The following is a 19,646-nucleotide window of genomic DNA, read 5'->3' on the forward strand; positions in this document are numbered from 1 at the left end:
ACCACCACCTAGACGATCCGCGCCACCACCTAATTTTGCGAAATCACCACCTAATTTCGCCCAAAAACGCCTGTGCAAGGCACTTTTGGACCCCTAGTCCCGATTTTCGGGCTTAGTCTCCGGGGTGAACCGCATGACAGTGGTCAACGGAGACAGAAGGTTGGGCAGGGTGTTCGATATTGAGGTGCAGCGCATCCTCGACTACGTGGGACGCGGCATTGGCGTGCGCGTCATCGGTGCGCCCGGGAGCGGCAAGACCACGGTGATTTCCAGCGCGGTGGCGAACGCCGAGAAGACCGGCTTCACCATCCATTCGGTGACCGGGCTCCGCACGCACCGCAACATCCCTTACGCAGCCGTCAAGGGCCTCGGCATGGAGATGCGGCCAGGCCGGAGCGGCGTCCTGGACCTCGCCGATGTGATGGTCAGCCAGCTCGCCAAGCCGGGCAAGCACCTGATGATGGTGGATGACATCCAGCTCCTGGATAACGAGTCGCTTGCGGTGCTGGAAGCGGTCCGCCAGCAGTCGTTCGCGCCGATGATCGCCACGGCGCCGGAGACCCACAACTTCACGCGCGGCCAATTGGCTGTCCTGAACCAAGGCCGCGAGGCCGTGGTTCAGCTGGATCCGCTGCATTACGAGCAAGTTCATGCGCTCATCGCCAAGGTGCTCGGCGGTCCCGCGGACGTGGACACCACGGCACGGATCCTCACCAAGTCCGCCGGTAATCCGCGCCTGATCGTGCGGATCACGGAGACGGCATTACTGAGCAACCTCCTGGTTCGGCGCGATGGCATGTGGCACATGTCCGCCGGCACCCTGTGGAACGACCACCTCAGCGGCACCGTCGAGGCACTCCTCGCCGAACTGCCCGAAGAGGACGTCAACGCACTCCACAGCATGGCCATCCTGGGTACTGCGCGGATCGACGTCCTGCAGAAGATCGTCTCGCCGGACGTTTTGGACCGCTTGGAACGCCGCGGCTTCCTTTCCGTCATGGACGACCACCACAACGGCACCATCGCCGCTATCAGCCCGCCCGTGATCGTGGACTACTTCCGTGGCCGCCGGACGCTGCGGGACCGGCATCTGCTGCGAAGCAGGATCGCGGGGCTCCTCGAATCCTCACAGCAGGTTACGCGGGACGAAACCTCCACGGCCGACTGCCTCTCACGTACGCTCTCGGCCCTGCGCCTTGAACGCGGCAACGACGACGCCGTCACCGCACGGCACTTCCAGGACCACAGTGCTGTCCGCGAACGTGCCCGCTTCGAACGCTGGGAAGCCAACAAAACGGCCACGAACGCGGCCGCGCTGCTGCGCGTTTATTGGGGCGCGCCGGTGGATCCTGTGCGGACGGCGCGCGTCCTGACAGAAACGCCAACGGACGACGCCGACCCCAGCGAGCTGCTGTTCCTCACCATCACGAAGGCGCTCCTTGCGATCCCGGCGGGCGGCGCGAATGCCGCCGTCGAGGTTTTGCAGGCTTTCGGGGACGCCAACCCGGAGCTGAGGGCCGACGCGGAAGCCGCCATGCTCTTCTTGGGCGCCTCCCACGGACGGGTGCCAGAGCAGTCGGCTGGCACGCCAGGAGTGGGCGCACGGACCTTCGAGGTCCTGACGCAGGCTCTGCTTGAGCTATACCGGTGCCGGCCCACAGCCGCCCTCAAACTCATCAACGACGTCGAAAACGACGAGCTCTTCCCGCATCTCCGCCCTTTCATCCACGGCTATGCCCTGTTCGCGGCCGGGCGTGTGGATGAGTCGTTGGTGTTCGCACTGGACTGGCGCGCCGAAGCCCGAAAGAACCTGGACCAGTTCGGCGTGGTCACCAGCAGCTACGTGGCCGTCCATGGTCTGCTCTACAGCGGCTACTTCGACGAAGCGGAATACCTCATGAGCAGCGTCTTCGCCATGGGCCGCCCGGGGTTCGTGGTGGACATCCTTTACGACGCCATGCTCCGGCTCGCCGGCCTTCGTCAAGCCACCACGTCCACCACGCCTACGCTTTCCATCGCGTCGCAGGCCCGCTCTGAAATGCCCGACGTCGGGCCGTTGCCTGGGATTGGTAAAGGCCCTTACGTCCTGGTCACCACCTCGGACATGCAGCCCGCGGCTTTCGACAAGGACGCCAGCAAACTCATCAAGCGGCAACTCAAGAGCGGCTACGTTCTCGAGGCGAAGATGACGGCATTGCTGTGCACCTGTTTGGCTCCGGGACGCAGGGTCCTGGACCTGCTGCAGAAAGTGCTGAGGGACAGCGGGATCCTGGTCCATGACCAGTTCGTGTCCATCGCTGCCGCAGTGGTGGAGACTGACCACCAGCTCCTTGGATTGCTGCTGAAGCATTACGAGCCGGACCAGGACGTGTACCAGGTGGGCATGCTGCTCCGGAGTGCGCTCCGGGGCCACGTGCTTGAAGGAGATACGACGTCGGCCGAAGCGTTGGCCACGGCGTCATCGGCCTTCGCTGCGAGGTTCCCCTCAGAGAACGAGCAACTGTCCTTCAATACCTTCGAGGCCAGTGCCCTGACCGAGCGGGAAATCGAGATCGCTGCGCTGGCCGGGTACCTTTCCAACGTGCAGATCGGGGAGCGCCTGCGGATCAGCGCCAGAACGGTGGAGAACCATATTTCGAACGCTCTGAGGAAGACCGGAGCAACTTCACGGACAAGTCTCTTCATCTTGGTTGGGAATACATTTCCGCCACAGTGACTCTGGATAGGCTGGCTGGGTGAACAACCCACCCGCCTTGGCCCGCAGGCTCGGCACCTTTGATGCGTCCTTGATCGGCCTGGGCTCCATGATCGGGGCTGGCGTGTTCGCGGCCTTCACGCCTGCTGCTGCGGTTGCTGGCTCCGGGCTGCTCGTGGGACTGGTGGTAGCTGCGCTCGTGGCCTTCTGCAACGCGACGTCCTCGGCACAGCTCGCCGCGGCCTACCCGACATCGGGAGGAACCTACGTCTACGGGCGGGAGCGACTGGGGCCATGGCCAGGGTTCCTTGCCTGTTGGGGATTCGTCATCGGCAAGACAGCCAGTGCTGCGGCCATGGCGATGACCTTCGCTGCCTACGCCGCGCCGCCGGGGTGGGAGCGGCCGGTGGCGATTGCCGCCGTCGTCCTCCTGACGGCCGTGAACTATCACGGTGTGACGCGGACAGCAGGACTGACGCGCGTGCTGGTCATCGCGGTGCTGCTCGCCCTCGGGATCGCAGTTGCGGCTTGTTGGGGTGGTTCGCCTGATCCGGGCAACATTCTTGGCGACGGGCTGCTCTCGCACGGTTGGTACGGGATCCTGCAGTCGGCCGGGCTGCTGTTCTTTGCGTTCGCCGGGTACGCGCGGATCGCCACCATGGGTGAGGAAGTCGTGGAGCCGCGCCGGACCATTCCGCGGGCCATCACCATTGCCTTGGGTATCACCATCCTGGTGTACGCGGTGATCGCCGTGACGTTGCTGGCATCGCTTGGCCCAGACGGCGTGGCGGGTAATCCGACCCCGCTGGCTGCCGCCGTCGGAAGTGGCTGGGTCTCGGTGGTGGTGCGCGTAGGCGCCGCTGTTGCTTCGCTCGGGGCGTTGCTTGCCCTCGTGGCCGGGCTGGGACGGACGAGCCTGGCCATGGCACGCGAGCACGACCTGCCGCACGCGCTCGCAGCCGTTCATTCCCGATACAAGGTTCCGCACCGGGCCGAGGTGACGATCGCCGTCGTAATCTGCGTGGTCATAGCGGTGGCCGACCTGCGAGGGGCGATTGGGTTCTCGTCGTTCGGGGTGCTGCTGTATTACCTGGTGGCCAACGTCGCGGCCTTCACCCAGTCCGTTGAGGACCGGCGTTATCCGAAGGTGCTTCAGGTGCTGGGCGCAGTGGCCTGTGTGGTGCTGGTGGCAACGCTGCCGCCGCTCTCGATCGGGCTTGGCGTGCTGATGTTTGCCGTGGGCATCGTGTACCGGCTGGTGCGCTTGCGTGTCCGTGGCGGGCACGGCTCCGCTTTGGGGTAACCAACGGAACCGTGCCCTATGCTTCCTACGCCTGGAGCGGGTGGGGGTTCCCGCCGGACACCGGGTCTCCCGCCCCGGAAGCACACAGTGAGCCTACGGGCGATTTTTGCGTCTAGGTGTCGTTTTGATTTTTCTAGGTGGTGAAAACGGGCTGGTTTCAACCTGTTCTGGTTGTCTTTATCGGACGTGGAGCAAAAGATAGGTGCTCGGCGCGCGTCTCTAGGTGGTGGGGTTGTCCCTACCGGCGTCTCCGGGCTGCCACTTGGTGGTGAACATGATCCATGTAAACCAGCAAGCTGGCGACCGTCAGTATCAGACCGCATACCTCCGCGATGGTCGACGCCGTGTCCTGAAACCTGACTGCCACGTCCGGGCCGAGCGTCATGGCGTTGGTGAAGGCGGCAAGCGCGAAAATGGCAGCTTTCAATAGCGGAAACTTCCTCGCCTTGGAGAAGATCATCACCAGCGGCGCTGCGGCGCCCAGGACCGCCAGAAGGACGACGGCGGTTGTCTTCACGAGGTGGGGATCGAGCACGCTGAATGCTGTGGGTGGAGGAGCGAGCCACAGCAGCGTGGCCGAGGCTGCCGAGCCAACCACTGTGATGAGGCCCAGAATTCGCAGGGCCCAGGGAAAGAAGCGCGTCACCATGGTCAGATTCTGGACCCGGAATTTGCGACTAGGTGTTTGGAATGCGTCTCCCTAGATCCCATAGGACGAAATTAGGTAGTGATTCCGGAAAATTAGGTGGTGGGCGGGATCGTCTAGGGGTGGGCTGTCGGTCACTTTTCCGATGCTGGGACGCCAGCAAAGGCTGACGCCCCAGCTCGCCGGAGTCAGCCCTTCTCGCAGGCAATCCCGTCGCCGTCGCTGTCCAGATCGTAGATGTCGGTGCCGATGACAGTCACAGGTCCCCGAACGTAGGCGGGGCCGTTGCCCTTGCCGCCTGCACAGTCGACGTCGGAGGCAATGGGAACGCAGCCGGTGTAGTTCGGATCGCAGTTACTCTGTGCCGGCGGGGCTGCCTTGGGAGCCGCAGCCTGAGCGGCCTTCCGGTCGGCTTCAGTCTTCGCGGCAGCTGCTGCTTGGGCCGCGGCCTGGTCTGCTGCGGCTTTGTCCGCGGCGGCCTTGTCGGCAGCAGCCTTATCCGCGGCTGCCTTATCAGCCGCCGCCTTCTCCGCAGCAGCCTTTGCTGCGGCTTCAGCGGCACGCTCGTCTGACATTGACTTTGCGGTTGCTGAGTCCAACCAGGTCAATTTCCCTGCACGGTCTACCGAACAGACATACGTCTCACCCAAGGAAACCTGCGTGGTCTTCTCGGTAGTGCATGCCGTCCCTGCAACCTTGCTCGGCGTAGGCGAAGGCGTCGACGACGGCGAGACCTTTGTGCTGCTAACGGAGCTGGCGGTCGACGTGCCGCCGCATGCTGTGGCGAACGCCAACAACGACCCAATAGCCACCAACCCGAATGCTTTCGGGCCTCGAACCCACGAAGACTTGCGAATGAGATGCTGGTTTTTGGACGTGCGAATAGATCGCGTTTTCAAATAGTGCCCCCTTTAGAATGCGCCGATGCGATGGCGCGTGATGCGACCATAACACCCGCTCAATCAGCAAAGGGAGGAGAAGTTTCCTATGACTTAGAGCGCCACGAAGATTACGTCCACGGCAGGCTGACCGCCGGAATCAGACTACGCCCGCGCGTGCTTCCGCCGCGGCGCGGACACACCCGAAGCCCGCTCGCCAGGAGCGGCCCCAGCCCGCTCCTCCGCCGCAACCGCAGCGCCGGTTCCCAAGCCGCGGACCGTCCAGCCGGCCGTCCGCCAGGCCTCAGCGTCCAGCACGTTGCGGGCGTCCAGCACCATCCGGCGTCGTACGAGTGCCCCAACCTCAACCGGCGAAAGCTGCATGTATTCGTTCCACTCCGTGAGCAACAGCACCAGCTCGGCGCCTTCAAGGGCGCGCTTGGTGGAGGCCTCGAAGCGGATCTGCGGGTAGCGGATCCAGGCGTTGTTGATGGCCTTCGGGTCCGTGACGGTCACGTGCGCGCCGGCGGAGGCGAGCTGCGCAGCGACGTCCAGGGCGGGGGAGTCGCGGATGTCGTCGGTGTCGGGCTTGAAAGCTGCGCCCAGGATGGTGACCGTGCGGCCGGAGAGGAACCCACGGCACATTTCGCGGGCCACGTCCACGGCGCGGGAGCGCTGGTTCAGGTTCACGGTGTCCACTAGGGCCATCCACTCATCCACGGAGGGCACGTCGAGCTCGCGGGACTGTGCGCGGAAGGAACGGATGTCCTTAGGCAGGCAGCCGCCACCGAAACCGAGGCCGGCGTGGAGGTACCGGTTGCCGATGCGCGGGTCCAGGCCCATGGCTTCGCTGAGTTCGCTGACATCGGCGCCCGACGCGTCGCACAGTTCGGCCATCGCGTTGATGAAGCTGACCTTCGTGGCCAGGAACGCGTTTGACGCTGACTTGATCAGCTCCGCCGTCGCGAAGTTGCAGACCAACCGCGGGATGCCGGCGGTGATCAGCGGCTCGTACACGGCGTCCAGCACGGCGGTCACCGGCGCGCCAGCGGCGGCACCCTTGCCGCCTGGAACGCCGTAAACCAAGCGGTCGGGCACCAGTGAATCCTTCACGGCCGTGCCCTGCCGCAGGAATTCGGGGTTCCAGCCGAGGAGCACGTCGGACCGCCTGGCCAACACGGCGCGGACAGTTTCCACAGTGCCCACCGGCACCGTGGATTTACCGACGACGGCGGCGCCCTTGGCCAGGTGCGGCAGGAGGCTCCGGGTGGCGCTCATCAGGTAGGAGAGGTCCGCGGTGTCCGAGGTCTTGGACTGCGGGGTGCCCACGCAAAGGAAATGGACCTGGGCATCCGCAGCGGCAGAGAAGTCCGTGGTGAACACGAGGCGGCCGGTGGTGCGTCCGTCGCCGAGGAGCTCGTCCAAACCGGGTTCGTGGAAGGGAGCAAGCGCCTTGTTCAGCTGCTCAACCTTGTGCGAATCCACGTCGATGCCCACCACGTTGTGGCCCATCGAAGCGAGGGTGGCGGCGTGCACTGCGCCGAGGTAACCGCAGCCGATTACGGAGATCTTCATGAGAAAGGTCCTTTGCTTGGAGTCAGTTCGGAGCCGGTATCGGGCCCGGAATCGGAAGTCACGCCGTTCGTCACTTCGTCGTAGTGCCGCACCAGGTCGGCGCAGAGCACCGGCCACGTCCGGCCCTGGACCGAAGCGGTAGCTGTCGTGGCGAACGCGCGGCGCTTGGCGTCGTCGCCCATCAGGTCCCGCACATAACCGCGGAGCTGGGCAAGGTTGCCCGGCTCGTACAGCCATCCGGTGCGGGAGTTTTCCACGAGGTCCAAGGGCCCGCCGCGGCCGGTTGCGACCACAGGGACGCCCGAAGCCATGGCTTCCTGGATGGTCTGGCAGAAGGTCTCGAACTCGCCGGGATGGACGAAAAGGTCGAAGGAGGCAACGGCTTCAGCGAGGCATTCGCCACCGAGGAAGCCCGTGAAAACAGCGTCCGGCAGCTGCGCTTCGAGGGCGGCTCGCTGCGGACCGTCACCCACGATCACAAGCTTCGTATTCGGCAGGCCGTCCAGCACGGCGAGGTCCTCAACCTGCTTCTCCACAGCGAGCCGCCCGACGTACCCGATGATCCGCTGGCCGTCGGGCGCAACTGAGCTGCGCCACGCCGTCGAACGTTTTGCCGGATTGAATCGGGCGGTATCCACGCCGCGCCGCCACATGTCCACGCGGAGAATGCCGCGCCCGCGCAACTGGTTGTGCGCGAACGTCGATGGCACAAGGGTGCGGGTGGCCAGGAGGTGGATGTTGTCCACGCGGTTCCAGGCCCAGTTCTCCAGGAACGGCACGCCGTATCGGGCGGCGTAGCTGGGAACCTCGGTCTGATAGATCGCGACCGTCGGGATTCCGAGTTGGTCGGCGGCCTGCACGGCGCGCCAGCCGAGCACGAACGGGGAGGCGAGATGAACTACGTCGGGGGAGAAATCGGCAAGGATTCGCTTGACCCGATTCACACCACCCAACGCAACCCGCACGTTCGTGTAACCGGCCAGCGGCACAGACGGAAGCCGGTGCACATACGCACCCTTCACGACGCTCGAAACATCAGTGTCCGACGTCGACGGCGCAATCACCATCACCTCATCCCCGCGTTCCTGCAGATGATCCAGCACCCGCAGTATCGAGTGCGTTACCCCGTTCATCAGCGGCAGGAATGATTCGGCGACGATTGCGATCCTCACGCATTCCACGGTGGTCGGAGCGGTTGGCGTTGCGGGTTCGATCGGGTGGCCTGTGGAGGAAGAGTTGGTTAACAGGAGGTTCGTGTTCTTTGCCGGAGCCCCCGCGTAGACTGCCTGCATCCGACGTGCTGGGCGTCGAAAGTTCTGGGGGTCTTGCCATGACTGCTGCTGGGGATCATTCGCGCGCGCTTGTTGCAGGTTCGGATCGCGTACGACGGCGGCGCTTGGCAGCGGCGCGGGTCGTTGCGGGCGGCTTGGGGCTGGCTTTGTTGTTGGGAACCATGGTTTCGCCGGCGGTGGCGGACGACGTAACCAACGTTGTTCCTGTGGGAGCGCAACCCTCTGCCGTTGCGGTGAATGCGGTGACCAACCGGGCGTACATTGCTACTGGTGATGGCGTGTCCGTCTTGGACGGGTCAACCTCCTCAGGTCTGCTCTACACCGGTGACCGGCCAGTAGATGTAGCCGTGAACTCGGCGACGAACAAGGTGTATGTCAGCGAAATTGGCGGCTCCGTGGCCGTGGTCGATGGCGCAACGCGAGCCGTCACGTCTGTGGCTGTTGGCGCTTCGCCGGGTGTCGTCGCGGTGAATGAGCCGAACAACAAGATCTACGTTGGAGTTCAATCCGGCCTTGCCATCATCGACGGGGCCACGAATGCCGTGAAGACCGTTGCCCTGGCCAATGGTGCACAGGACATTGTGGTGAACTCTGCAACGAGCAAGGCTTACGTGCTCTCGGGAGGGACGCTGAGGGTCCTTGATGCGAGCGGTACCGTGAAGACCACCATCAACATCGGCGCCGGCGGCATCCTGGCAGTGGCAGTGAACGAGGCCACGAACAAGGTCTACTTCACGACGCTCGGCCGCTACGGCGCCAGCGTGCGAGTGGTTGATGGGATCACGGATGAAGTCACCGGCACTGTTCCCTTTGACCAATTCGTGGGGAAAGTCGCCGTTGATCCGGCTACCAACAAGATCTACGTTGCCGCGGACAGCACGTCGATCGAGGGATATGTCAAGGTGCTCAACGGGCAGACGCTGACAGAGATCGCATCCTATGTGACACCCACGCGGATTACAGACCTTGCCGTGAACCCCGGCGCTGATAAGGCCTACGCCCTGATGGGTGGCAGGGGAGTGACCGTTGTGGATGGCGCTTCGGGCAAGGTCTCCGGACTGTTCACCGGACAGGAACCCGTTGATGCGGCCGTTAACTCCTCCACGGGGATGGTCTATGTGGCAAACAACGGGAGTGCTTCGGTGTCCGTCATCGCTGGCTCTGCCGCCGCTCCCGTCAAGAACGACTTCAACGGCGATTCCTTCTCAGATGTTCTGGCCCGCGACTCGTCCGGCGTTCTGTGGCTCTACCCCGGCAACGGTGTGGGTGGGTGGTTGCCGAGGGTCCAGGTGGGGGTCGGTTGGAATGTGATGACTGCGCTGGTCTCGCCAGGCGACTTCAACGGGGATTCGCATCCGGACGTCCTGGCCCGCGACTCCGCGGGCGCGTTGTGGTTGTACCCCGGAAACGGTTCCGGCGGCTGGCTCCCACGCTCGCAGGTAGGCGTGGGCTGGAACTCCATGACGGCGATCATCGGTAGCGGCCCCTTCTTCGGCGATGGAAATCCCGACGTCATGGCCCGCGACTCCAGCGGCACCTTGTGGCGATACCGCGGCGACGGCCAAGGGGGCTGGCTCTCGCGAGCATGGGCAGGTTCGGGCTGGAACGGCATGTCCGAAATCACCGGAGTGGCAGACTTCAACGGCGACGGTGTCTCCGACATAGCGGCCCGAGATTCCTCGGGCGCCCTCTGGCTCTACCCGCCGAACGGCATTGGGGGATGGCTGTCCCGTCAGAACATCGGGCAGGGCTGGAACAGCATGAACTCGCTGGTTGGCCCAGGCGATTTCGACGGTGATGGCCGTGCCGACATCCTGGCGCGGAATGCGGCGGGGGAGCTGTGGCTGTACTCGGGAGCCGGCGGCTCCGTGTGGCCGTCGGCCTCGCGCGTGGGCACGGGCTGGAATGGGATGACGGCGATTCTCTAAGACTCCCTTCGCGAGGGGTGAGGTCCCAGCCCTAACGAAGCAACTAAGGGCAGAGATCTCACCCCTCGCGCTTCAGACGTGACAGTCTCGGCCCTCTCGTTCCCCACCCAATGCCCGGTCAGGGTGGCTACGTCTGGAAGGCATAACTGCAATCTTCTAGTCGGAGTCCATCAGTTATTCTCTTTTGTTACATGCACTTCGATAGCTACGTTGCTTTTCATGGGGCTGCTGATAACTTTTGATCTGCGAGCAATTCGGAAGTGAAGCAACCTAGGCCCTTCCGAATCTCCGGTTTGCATCAAAAGGGGGTAATAAGCATTGAAAAAACTATTTGCAATAGCGGTGTTGGCTGGATTGGCGTTGACGGGCTGTAGTAAAAGCGCTTCAAATGCTGAACCAGTTGCCGCAGCTTCGGCAGCGGCAGAGCAAACCATCCTGTTGCCGGACGTTGTGGGACTGACGTTGGATAAAGCAAACGACCAACTGGAAGACATTGGGCTGAAAGTCAAGGCCAAGGACGTCAACGACGACAAAGCAATTATCGCCAAGAAGAACTGGGAAGTCGTCAGCCAGGATCCCGGAAAGGCGACTTCAGCTGCGAAGGGCTCAACGGTGCAGCTTGGCGTGCGGCACCTGACAGACGCAACGGCGTCGCCTTCACCCACGGCGACGACGGCTCCGGCACCGCTCGTGGCGCCGCCCGCCGTCGAGACTCCCGCAGCGGTTGCACCCGCAGCCCCTGCCCCGCCGGCCGCCGAGCCAGCACCTGCGCAAGTTCAACCGGCGCCTGCTCCGGCGGCCCCGTACTACAAGAACTGTGATGCCGTACGGGCGGCAGGTGCAGCACCCATTCACAGCAGCCAACCAGGCTATGGAAGACACCTGGATAGAGACGGCGACGGCTGGGGCTGCGATAAGTAGCCTGAACGAACGTCAGGAATGTGGCCGCCCAGTAAATTGGGCGGCCACTGCTGATCTCAGGACAGTTCAGCGCAGATATCCCTTTGCTTGCCCGAACTGCTCACAAACGTGAAGACGCCCGTTGCTGGGTCGACGTTAAAGACAACTGTGCCTATGAACTGAATCGTCGCGGGTCCAGGAGGTGTGGGAGGTACGTCGCTGGGGAACCAGATAATTCCGTAGTGGCCGCTCGTCCTGACTGTGTAGGTTCCATCGGGATTGAGTGTTGCGTTGGACACGGATCCGTCAGTGCGGATTGTTACCGACTTTCCTGCGACCGGCGCCGCTGGGTCCGTTCCGTAATTCGTGTACGTAAGCACCACGCCTTTGCCGGCCGTGAGAATGCGAACAATATCGCCATTCTTGTCCACAAATTCCTTGGTGTGGAGGATTCCTCCCTTGGACTCCAAACCAAGGTTGAAGTCAGGGCAGCCGATGCCTTTGCCAAGGATGAGCGGTTCGTCCGCTGCCGCGGGCGCAGCCGGTGCAATCAAAGCAGCGAGCAATACTGCCACAGGCGCAAGCCTGAGGGTGATCCTGTTTTTCATGGTGTTCTCGATTTTGAGCGATGCGGTGATGAATGTCGGCACCATCCCTGTTGCAGGGAAGGAGACCAAGTGCCGGTGCTCACGGGACGAGTCCCTGACGGCGGCCATTAACAGGGGAAGCCGCTCCGTAACGGACGCCGGAATGCGGCGTCGGGACAGAGATTACTCCCGACGGAATCGAAAAACCACGCCCTGCGGCTACTCAATCCCCACCCCGCGCCCGCTTCAAATCCTTCCTCAGCCCCCGGTTATCCGCCCGCAACTCCAGGTTGTCCTCGGTGAGCCCACGGTTGTCCTCCACGAGCCCGCGATTCGTAGCTTCCAACTCCAGCACAAGCTTCACTCCGGCCAGGTTGAGTCCCTCGTTCAGGAGCACTCCGATCCGTCGCAGTGTCACCAGGTTCCGTTCGCTGTAGCGCCGCGTGCCGCCGTCGGTCCTTTCGGGAGTGAGCAGCCCTTTGCGCTCATATAGGCGGATGTTCTGCTGACCCATGCCCACGAGTTCGGCCGCAACGGAGATGGCGTAGACCCCCAGGTCGTCCCGCGAAGCAGCTGCGCCGGAGCCGCCGCCCGGCGCCGAACCAGCCAAGCCGCCGTCGTGCGCTTCCGCCGGAAAACCTGCCACGAAACCACTCCCAAAAATCTCCAAAAAATCCACTTGCAGCCCTCGTAGCTGAGTGCTATAAAAAATCTATACCAGCCGATACAGATCAGGAAGGCTGGGACCACAACAGAATCAGCATCAAGATCCAAAGGAGTGAGAACCACATGCTGATGCGCACTGACCCGTTCCGCGAATTCGACAGGCTCGCCCAACAGGTTTTTGGCACAACAGCACGGCCTGCCGGGATGCCGATGGACGCCTGGCAGGACGGCGAGGAATTCATTGTTGCTCTCGACCTGCCCGGAGTAAGCCCCGAGTCGATTGAGCTGGACGTGGAACGCAACGTCCTCACGGTCAAGGCGGAGCGGAAGTCGACCGCCGGAGAAGATAAGGAACTGATCGCCGCCGAAAGGCCCCAAGGTGTCTTCAGCAGGCAGCTCATCCTCGGCGACACCCTGGACACGGACGGCGTCAACGCCAGCTACGACGCAGGCGTCCTGACCCTCCGCATCCCCGTCGCCGAAAAGGCCAAGCCGCGACGCATCGAGATCAGCTCCACCGGACAACGCCAGGAGATCAACGCCTGATAGTTCGCTTCGCTGAGGCCATGCAGCCAACGCCAAGCGTGCAAGCGGGAGAGCATCCGACCGGCCGCATCGGAGAAATGGGCGCAGGCTGCGCGCCACGCCATAGCGCTTGTTGCGCAGAGGAAGCGCGGCCCCCGACGTTGCCTCCCGAAAGGATGGCCCCCGGGTTCACGCCGGGGGCCATCTCCCAGCCAACCGCACGTCCACCGGGAACCGGCCTTGGGAAATGAACCTGATTACTACGCGATCCTCGGTGTAGCGCCAACCGCGTCGGCACGCGAAATCGCCCGCGCCTACCGCGCCTTGCTGCGGCAGCACCACCCGGACACACGCCAAAAGACGCACGACGGCGGTGCCTCCGAGGCGCTCGACCTTCAGCAGTTGCACGCCGTCATGCAGGCGTACGTCGTTTTGTCGGACCCAGGAAAGCGGGCGGCTTACGACGGGGGTCGCACGCGCGCTGTCGGCACTCCCGTCAGCGTTCGGGTCCATCGAACGACGGCGGTGCCCGTACCTGGGCGGCAGCAGCAACCCCTCAGCTTCGGACCTACCCGCTGGACACCACTCCGCCGTACACATCCAAGGAGACCCACATGAGCGCCTGGCGTTCCTACGACAGCCACCTGATGCCCGCGTTTTACGAGCGGTTTGAGGAACGCTGGGGCAAAGGGACCGCGCCGTTTCTGGACCCCGAAGTGCACGAACAACCCATGCCCCGCGCCCAGTGGATCAACGTGGACACGGGTGCCGCGGTGGCCGTTGTTCCCATCTGGACGGACGATCCGGAGCATCGTTCCTTCGGGGTCTTCTACCTCCCGCCAGCGGGGGACATCTGGATCCTCCGGCCGGGGCCAACCACGTTCATGGAGCCCGGCAGCGGTTCATCGCGCGATCAGGTCTCCCTGCGCAACGATGCGTTCAAGAAGGCCGTTAACCATGCCAAGGAGTTCATCTACGGGCCGCAGCCGTGAGGGGTGCCGCCGTCGAGCGACCGCCTCTGGGCCGATGGACGAAGCGAATCTTGGCGGATCGAAGGCAGTCAAGGCGAAGTGCGCTACGACCGGCGCACCAGGCGATAGAGGGACGCAGCGGCGACGCCGCCGGCAATGGGGGCAACGACGAAAACCCAAAGCTGACCGACTGCCCAGCCGTCCGCCCAGAGGGCCGTTGCAATGGAACGTGCCGGGTTTACCGACGTATTCGTTACAGGGATGCTGATGAGGTGGATAAGAGTCAGGGTTAAGCCGATGGCCAGGGCTGCGAATCCTGGCGTTGCCCGCTTCTCCGTGACACCAAGAATGATCAGAACGAAAACCGCGGTCAAGACGAATTCGATGACCAGTGCCGAACCAACCCCAAACCCACCAGGGGAGTGATCACCGAAGCCGTTCGAGGCGAATCCGCCGGCACGTGCGGCCGCAAAGAAACCCTCGGGGCCTCCGGTTACAATCGCGGCCAGCACGCTTGATGCGGCAGCGGCGCCCGCAACCTGGGCAATCACATATGCCGGGATGTTGTTTGCGGGGAAACGCCCTGCAACAGCCATGCCGATGGTTACTGCCGGATTGAAGTGCCCACCGGAAATGTGTCCGAAGGCGTACGCTCCCGCCACGACGGTAAGTCCGAAGGCCAGCGACACTCCCAGGAATCCAACCCCCAGGGTGTTCGACTTGTCCGGGAAATTTGCGGCGAATAAAGCCGTACCCACGCCACCAAACACCAAGATGAATGTTCCGATGGCCTCGGCGCCCAGTTTGGTAGCCAGGGTTGGGGCGGGTTCCAGGTCATGTGGATGTGGAAGTGTGCTGGCTTTCGGGCTGACCATAGTGGTCCTTTCAAACTGAAGGGCTGAGTATCGCTTCGAGGGCAACCACGGAGGTGGAGGCCCCCGTGAGGGAACTTCCGGGGGCTTTCGTGGTTTCGAGTTGCCGGAGGTAGTGGCTGCGGCTACTGCTGGGGAGTGTCTTCCGCGGGACCAGCTTCTTCCTTTTCGCCGTCGATATGTGACACGAAGTCCGAGGCCGCACCCTGAACGAGGTCAACCTGGCTGGCGAACTTGCCGTCTGTCTTTTCGTCCACGAAATCGCCGACTTTTTCGATTCCGTCCTGGATGGCTTCTTCGTTGCCTGCGATAAGGTCCTGGGCCTTGCCCTGCAAATCTTCAAAAAGTCCCATGGGGTGTCTCTTTTCTCTGCCATTGCTCGTAAAGGGGCGGAGTTGCCCCAGCAGATAAGTCCGGTGAGGGCGGGATTCGTGACGCGCTCCGACCGTGATTTCGGACTCTCATCAAGCTTTGAATGTCCCGCAGGTCGGAGAGCACTGTCCTGCAACGCGGACAAACAGCCAGATGGCTCTCGGCGCGGTTCCGTTCCGAGGACCCGATGGTCTCCCTGGCGAGCTTCACGAGTAGCCGGCGTGCCTTGCCACATTTGTCTGACTCGGCAGCCCGCACATGCTGCTGCAGATAGGCGACGCGTAGTCCCTCCCGTGCCCGAATGAGCAACGAGGCAACCGCATTTGGACTTACTCCGAGCCTTGCGGCAACCTCCGCGTGGCGCATGTCCTGCAAGTCGATGCATTTCAGGACTGTTTGCCAACGCACCGGAAGGGACCGCAGCGCTTGCATCAGCATGGTGGACTCTTCCTTCACCGTGGATTGCTCCGCCTGCGGATGAATTGGTTCCAGAGCCCGGTCGTGCTCCAGAGCCTTGGCGCGACGGGCCAGCTGGTTTCGGCGATGGGCCATGCGGCGGGTAATGGTCAGGACGTAGGGCTTGAAGTGCTCCTGTGGTCCCGTCCCGACCGAGAGCGCCCGGAAGACCTCCAGAAAAGCTTCGGCGACAACGTCTTCGGCATCATTTCTATTGTCGGTTTCCTTGAAGGCCACGAATGCGACCGCTTTTCGATGTCGACCGTACAGTTCATCGAAGGCCGCGGGGTCTCCGTTACGAACAAGCTCCATGAGTTCCTTGTCATGGAGCGCCGCGTAGCGGGAGAGTACAGGCAGGACCTGTGCGAGCATGGCATTTCTTTCAGGATGGGGAAGGCAGTGGCCCAAAACTAGGGCTCGCGTGATTGAATTCACGGCAAACGCAGGAAAAACCGGAAAGTGCACCAGCGATGCAGGATTTCGATCTGGACGAGCGCGATCTGCGCTTGTTGCATGCCCTCCAGGTGAGACCAAGGGCTTCGTGGACGTCGCTTGCGCCCATCGTGGGTGCGGACGCGGTGACCCTGGCCCGGCGGTGGACCGCTTTGCAGCAGGACGGCCTGGCGTGGATGACGTCCTATATTGGGGCCGGTACGAGGTTCGTTGGCGCCATAGTCGAAGTGGACTGCAAACCAGCTGCCCTCCCCGCCATCGTCGATGACCTTGCCGGGATCCATGAGGTGATCAGCGTCGACCAGACAGCGGGTGGACGCGACCTTGTTATCACTGTGCTCTGCCGCAGTGATCCTGAACTCTCAGCGTTCCTTGTTGACCGGATCCCTGGGGTGCCAGGCATCCGGGGTACGCGCACGCATCGAGTCATCACTTTGGTTACAGATGCGCAGCGCTGGCGACTGCGTGCGTTGGGTGAGGAGGAGGTGAAAACCTTGGAACGGGCCGTTCCACTGATGAGTCCTGCGCCGTCTGCCTTACCCACAGCTGTGGAGGAAAAGCTGATCCGCATGCTGCTGGTCGATGGCCGGGCTTCGGTTGCAGACATCGCTCAGTGGTTGAACATTTCGCCTACCCGGGGAAAGAATGCCTTGTCGAACGTGTTGGGCCACCAGCGGGTGGTGGTAAGGCTGGAGGTTGCGCGGACCTTCACGCCTTGGCCCATCAGCGTTTGGTATTTCCTGCGTGTCCCAACCACCAAGGTTGAGTCTGTCGCGGTCAGCCTTGCCGGCCTGGACGAAGTGCGCTTGGTTGTTACCACCGGTGGTCTCTACTCGTTGGTTATGTCGGTGTGGCTGAGGCGGGTGGAAGACATGACCCGGTTGGAAAAGCAGCTGGGCCAACGGTTTCCCTACGTTGAGATTGTTGACCGATCCATTGTTCTTCGCACCCCCAAGCATGTGGGCAAGAGGCTCGCCCCTGACGGGAGACGGATCGTCTAGGGAATACGTTTGGGCTTTTCCGAAGATGCCTCAAGAGGCGCCCACGGATTGCCTACTGTCCTGCCCAACGACGCACCGTGCTGTTGATAAGGCCAACCAGGACGGCAGTCCACCAGCAGCCCTGGGACACCGCTGCAGCAATCATGATCCTCGCTCGCAGCCGCCGGCCCAGCCCTCCCAAACGTGTCTGGGGCGGAAGGGACATCAACTTATGCATGGCAGGACTGACGCCCAGGCCGTTCAGCATGAGCACCAGAACGCTCACAAGTTTGACGCACGTCGCCGGATTGCCAAGGTCGGGTTTGATGGTTGCCCCCGAAGCCAGCAGCAAAGCGATACCGCCCCAGATCAAAGGTCGTGCGACCGACTCGAGCTTGCCCGGTTCATGGAGTGCCACTTTGCCGAGAATCCAGAGGAGGCCGAGCCAATCAACCACCAGTATCGTGCCGAAAGCCAGCACCAGGGCCAGAACGTGAACTGCGAGACCGATGCGGTGAATTTCGGGACCAGCGTCCATGAATTGCCCAGTCGCTACCGAAGCCGACCATGCTGCAAAGCAGACCAACCCCAGCGGCAGCCTGCGAGTCCGCGGCAAGGAGTGCCGGCCGCTGGCTGTGGTCAACGGCCTTCGTCCCATGGAAGGACCGCGGAAATCGGCAAGCCTGATGGTGTTGGCTCCGTCCATCACAGAGGTGTTGAAGGAGTCATTCGAGTCGAGCATGTGGGGAGCTTTCGGTTCGCCTGCGGATGGCGAACGCCTGCGCCCACCTCCATACAAGTGGTCAAACAGCCATATCGTGACGTCGGAGCTACTCCGACAGTGCGGCAGTTTCCGCTCACGGGAGGTGAGTTCCCAACACTTTGCCCGAGCCAAAAAGCCGGGAGCTCACCCTCGGCGGGAACCAACTCGGCGGAACCCAAGAGGGCATAAGAAGGCTGGTGCAACCTGGAGAGTATCCGTAGGTGGTTGCACCAGCTGCTAGTACGACTTTCAGTAGTTAGTTGTGACACCTATCCATTGGCCGCTCCTAGTTCCCGGCTTCGATGATTTTTCCGGGCTTGTGAAGTCTGTGAAAACACCTCCAATTTTACGGCCGGGCCACGGAAAAAGCTCCGGAATTGGCGGCATTACCGGGAGTCTGCCGGGGGAGTGGAGCCCACCGTGGCACGATAGATCACGATGAAACTGCGCGCTGATCAGACCGGAAACCGTGGCCTCCCCATGCCCCTTTGGCTGCAGGGTGGTCTGGAAGCGGCGCAGGCAGCGTTCATTTCCGCCATCGTTGTGGTGTTGCCCTTGGTGGGGGTGTGGGCGACGGACGGATTCCAGAACCGCAACGTGGATGCCTTGGCCCGTTTGGCCGGCCAGGCATGGTTGCTGATCCATGGGGTTCCGCTGCATCTGGCCCAGGTAAATCTGGGCACTGCGGGCCAGCCGGGTTCCGGGTCTCTGTCCCTGATTCCCCTTGGCCTGACCCTCATTCCGTTCCTGCTCGCCTGGCGGGCGGGCCGTCGACTGGCACGTGCCTCCTACACGGACCAGTTGTGGCAGGCGTTCTTGGGCGCATGGCTTGTTTACGCAGCCTTCGGTGCTGCCACGGGTTTTGTGTGCCGGACCTCGGACGTGGTCATCAACCTGTGGTTGGCCATGTCCATTCCGCTCATCTCCTTCGGCCTGGGACTGGTGGTGGGTGCCCGCCGCGAGGCCGGTTCCTGGAGCCGCCTGATCGGCGTGGACGCCGTCAAATGGCTCGCCAAGACCAGCCAACATTCGCGCTGGGCCGGCTCGTACGTGGGCTCGGCGTTGAAGGCCGGATTCGTGGCAACCATGGCTGCCGTAGCGCTTGCCGCCGTGCTCCTCGCCGTGGATATCGTGTGGCATTGGACGGACATCATTGCCGTCTATGAAGGCTTGAAGGCGGGTGCCCTGGGCGGCGCGGTCCTCACCATCGCGCAGCTCGGTTTCCTGCCGAACCTCGTCATTTTCACCCTTGCGTGGTCCTCCGGCGCGGGCTTCTCACTCGGAGTCGGCTCCACCGCGGGACCCTTGGGAACCGCCGTCGGGCCGTTGCCTGCCGTCCCCATCTTCGGTGGGCTGCCCGCCGGACAGCTCGACCTCGGCGGCATGGCGCTCGCGCTGCCCGTGGTGGCGGGCGTCGTGGCCGGTTGGTGGTTCCTGCGCGAAGGCGAGAACCACTTTGACGAGTGGCTCTCCATCAAGATCAAGGCCCGCTGGTTCACGGCGGCGGTGTCCACGCTGTTCCTCGGTGCGTTTATTGGCGCCGTTGCGGGTCTGTTGAGTGCGGGCCTGGCGTGGATCGCCCGCGGTTCGGCCGGTATCGGCCGGCTCACAGACATAGGTCCCCACCCGTTGTGGACGGCGGTGTGGGTGGCCGCCGAGGTGGGTGTCGGCGTCGTTATCGGTTACGCAGTGGGGCCGTGGCTGGAACGTAGCCAGAAGCTCCGCGAGGCGAACCTGGACGAAAAAGCGTACGACGACGAGCACGCCTAAGCCTGTAGGCGGCC

General features: G+C 63.0%; 20 protein-coding genes. 10 read left to right on the plus strand and 10 right to left on the minus strand.

Features of this window, described 5'->3' with window-relative positions; translation table 11 throughout:
* Nucleotides 1-133: 133 nt before the first annotated feature.
* Both ACH488_RS14890 and ACH488_RS14895 read left to right on the plus strand, forming a co-directional pair.
* On the plus strand, nucleotides 134-2,716 hold the full coding sequence (locus tag ACH488_RS14890) for a LuxR C-terminal-related transcriptional regulator (protein ID WP_397325330.1): 2,583 nt from the start codon (nucleotides 134-136) through the stop codon (nucleotides 2,714-2,716).
* 19 nt (nucleotides 2,717-2,735) lie between these two features.
* Nucleotides 2,736-3,998 carry an APC family permease gene (locus ACH488_RS14895; RefSeq protein WP_397325331.1) on the plus strand — a complete coding sequence of 421 codons (1,263 nt, stop codon included), beginning with the start codon at nucleotides 2,736-2,738 and terminating at the stop codon, nucleotides 3,996-3,998.
* Between the two features lie 238 nt (nucleotides 3,999-4,236).
* Here ACH488_RS14895 and ACH488_RS14900 read toward each other — a convergent pair whose 3' ends face one another.
* Nucleotides 4,237-4,647 carry a hypothetical protein gene (locus ACH488_RS14900; protein ID WP_397325332.1) on the minus strand — a complete coding sequence of 137 codons (411 nt, stop codon included), beginning with the start codon at nucleotides 4,645-4,647 and terminating at the stop codon, nucleotides 4,237-4,239.
* A gap of 185 nt (nucleotides 4,648-4,832) precedes the next feature.
* Nucleotides 4,833-5,243 carry a hypothetical protein gene (locus tag ACH488_RS14905; protein WP_397325333.1) on the minus strand — a complete coding sequence of 137 codons (411 nt, stop codon included), beginning with the start codon at nucleotides 5,241-5,243 and terminating at the stop codon, nucleotides 4,833-4,835.
* A gap of 61 nt (nucleotides 5,244-5,304) precedes the next feature.
* Here ACH488_RS14905 and ACH488_RS14910 point away from each other — a divergent pair, with 61 nt between their 5' ends.
* A complete protein-coding gene (locus tag ACH488_RS14910; protein ID WP_397325334.1) occupies nucleotides 5,305-5,547 on the plus strand; it encodes a hypothetical protein in 243 nt (80 codons plus the stop codon).
* A 140-nt stretch (nucleotides 5,548-5,687) separates the two neighbouring features.
* Here the strand turns inward: ACH488_RS14910 and ACH488_RS14915 are convergent, their stop codons facing one another.
* The gene (locus ACH488_RS14915; protein WP_397325335.1) at nucleotides 5,688-7,097 is read right to left on the minus strand and encodes a UDP-glucose dehydrogenase family protein; all 1,410 of its coding nucleotides are present in this window, start codon (nucleotides 7,095-7,097) and stop codon (nucleotides 5,688-5,690) included.
* Nucleotides 7,094-8,269 carry a glycosyltransferase family 4 protein gene (locus ACH488_RS14920; RefSeq protein ID WP_397325336.1) on the minus strand — a complete coding sequence of 392 codons (1,176 nt, stop codon included), beginning with the start codon at nucleotides 8,267-8,269 and terminating at the stop codon, nucleotides 7,094-7,096. The genes ACH488_RS14915 and ACH488_RS14920 overlap by 4 nt, the downstream gene beginning before the upstream one ends.
* Before the next feature lie 158 nt (nucleotides 8,270-8,427).
* Here ACH488_RS14920 and ACH488_RS14925 point away from each other — a divergent pair, with 158 nt between their 5' ends.
* Entirely contained in the window at nucleotides 8,428-10,317 is a 1,890-nt protein-coding gene (locus ACH488_RS14925) for an FG-GAP-like repeat-containing protein (protein WP_397325337.1), read from the plus strand.
* A 450-nt stretch (nucleotides 10,318-10,767) separates the two neighbouring features.
* Entirely contained in the window at nucleotides 10,768-11,238 is a 471-nt protein-coding gene (locus tag ACH488_RS14930) for an excalibur calcium-binding domain-containing protein (RefSeq protein ID WP_397325379.1), read from the plus strand.
* A 56-nt stretch (nucleotides 11,239-11,294) separates the two neighbouring features.
* On the opposite strand, the gene ACH488_RS14935 is transcribed toward ACH488_RS14930, so the two are convergent.
* On the minus strand, nucleotides 11,295-11,894 hold the full coding sequence (locus ACH488_RS14935; RefSeq protein WP_397325338.1) for a hypothetical protein: 600 nt from the start codon (nucleotides 11,892-11,894) through the stop codon (nucleotides 11,295-11,297).
* A gap of 133 nt (nucleotides 11,895-12,027) precedes the next feature.
* Nucleotides 12,028-12,450, minus strand: coding sequence for a MerR family transcriptional regulator (locus ACH488_RS14940; RefSeq protein ID WP_397325339.1), 423 nt, complete (start codon nucleotides 12,448-12,450; stop codon nucleotides 12,028-12,030).
* A gap of 143 nt (nucleotides 12,451-12,593) precedes the next feature.
* On the opposite strand from ACH488_RS14940, the gene ACH488_RS14945 reads away from it, so the two are divergent.
* The 3 genes from ACH488_RS14945 to ACH488_RS14955 all read left to right on the plus strand — a co-directional run bounded on the left by ACH488_RS14945 (nucleotide 12,594) and on the right by ACH488_RS14955 (nucleotide 13,987).
* Nucleotides 12,594-13,016, plus strand: coding sequence for an Hsp20/alpha crystallin family protein (locus ACH488_RS14945; protein WP_397325340.1), 423 nt, complete (start codon nucleotides 12,594-12,596; stop codon nucleotides 13,014-13,016).
* Nucleotides 13,017-13,235: 219 nt separating this feature from the next.
* Nucleotides 13,236-13,613 carry a J domain-containing protein gene (locus ACH488_RS14950; RefSeq protein ID WP_397325341.1) on the plus strand — a complete coding sequence of 126 codons (378 nt, stop codon included), beginning with the start codon at nucleotides 13,236-13,238 and terminating at the stop codon, nucleotides 13,611-13,613.
* Entirely contained in the window at nucleotides 13,610-13,987 is a 378-nt protein-coding gene (locus ACH488_RS14955; protein ID WP_397325342.1) for a hypothetical protein, read from the plus strand. The genes ACH488_RS14950 and ACH488_RS14955 overlap by 4 nt, the downstream gene beginning before the upstream one ends.
* Nucleotides 13,988-14,070: 83 nt before the next feature.
* Here ACH488_RS14955 and aqpZ read toward each other — a convergent pair whose 3' ends face one another.
* From aqpZ to ACH488_RS14970, 3 genes are all read right to left on the minus strand, one after another.
* Nucleotides 14,071-14,841, minus strand: a complete 771-nt coding sequence (gene aqpZ / locus ACH488_RS14960; protein ID WP_397325343.1) for an aquaporin Z — start codon at nucleotides 14,839-14,841, stop codon at nucleotides 14,071-14,073.
* Nucleotides 14,842-14,963: 122 nt separating this feature from the next.
* On the minus strand, nucleotides 14,964-15,191 hold the full coding sequence (locus ACH488_RS14965) for an antitoxin (RefSeq protein WP_397325344.1): 228 nt from the start codon (nucleotides 15,189-15,191) through the stop codon (nucleotides 14,964-14,966).
* Complete coding sequence (locus tag ACH488_RS14970; RefSeq protein ID WP_397325345.1) at nucleotides 15,178-16,038, minus strand: sigma-70 family RNA polymerase sigma factor; 861 nt, start codon at nucleotides 16,036-16,038, stop codon at nucleotides 15,178-15,180. Before ACH488_RS14970 ends, ACH488_RS14965 begins: the two co-directional genes overlap by 14 nt.
* A gap of 98 nt (nucleotides 16,039-16,136) precedes the next feature.
* On the opposite strand from ACH488_RS14970, the gene ACH488_RS14975 reads away from it, so the two are divergent.
* Nucleotides 16,137-17,120, plus strand: a complete 984-nt coding sequence (locus ACH488_RS14975) for an Lrp/AsnC family transcriptional regulator (protein ID WP_397325346.1) — start codon at nucleotides 16,137-16,139, stop codon at nucleotides 17,118-17,120.
* A gap of 52 nt (nucleotides 17,121-17,172) precedes the next feature.
* Here the strand turns inward: ACH488_RS14975 and ACH488_RS14980 are convergent, their stop codons facing one another.
* Nucleotides 17,173-17,841 (minus strand): hypothetical protein, encoded by a 669-nt coding sequence (locus tag ACH488_RS14980; RefSeq protein WP_397325347.1) that lies wholly within the window; start codon nucleotides 17,839-17,841, stop codon nucleotides 17,173-17,175.
* 459 nt (nucleotides 17,842-18,300) lie between these two features.
* Between ACH488_RS14980 and ACH488_RS14985 the strand changes: the two genes are divergently transcribed.
* The gene (locus ACH488_RS14985) at nucleotides 18,301-19,632 is read left to right on the plus strand and encodes a DUF6350 family protein (protein WP_397325348.1); all 1,332 of its coding nucleotides are present in this window, start codon (nucleotides 18,301-18,303) and stop codon (nucleotides 19,630-19,632) included.
* Nucleotides 19,633-19,646: the final 14 nt, after the last annotated feature.

Source organism: Paenarthrobacter sp. NPDC018779 (genome assembly GCF_044391085.1).
Classification (GTDB): Bacteria; Actinomycetota; Actinomycetes; order Actinomycetales; family Micrococcaceae; genus Arthrobacter.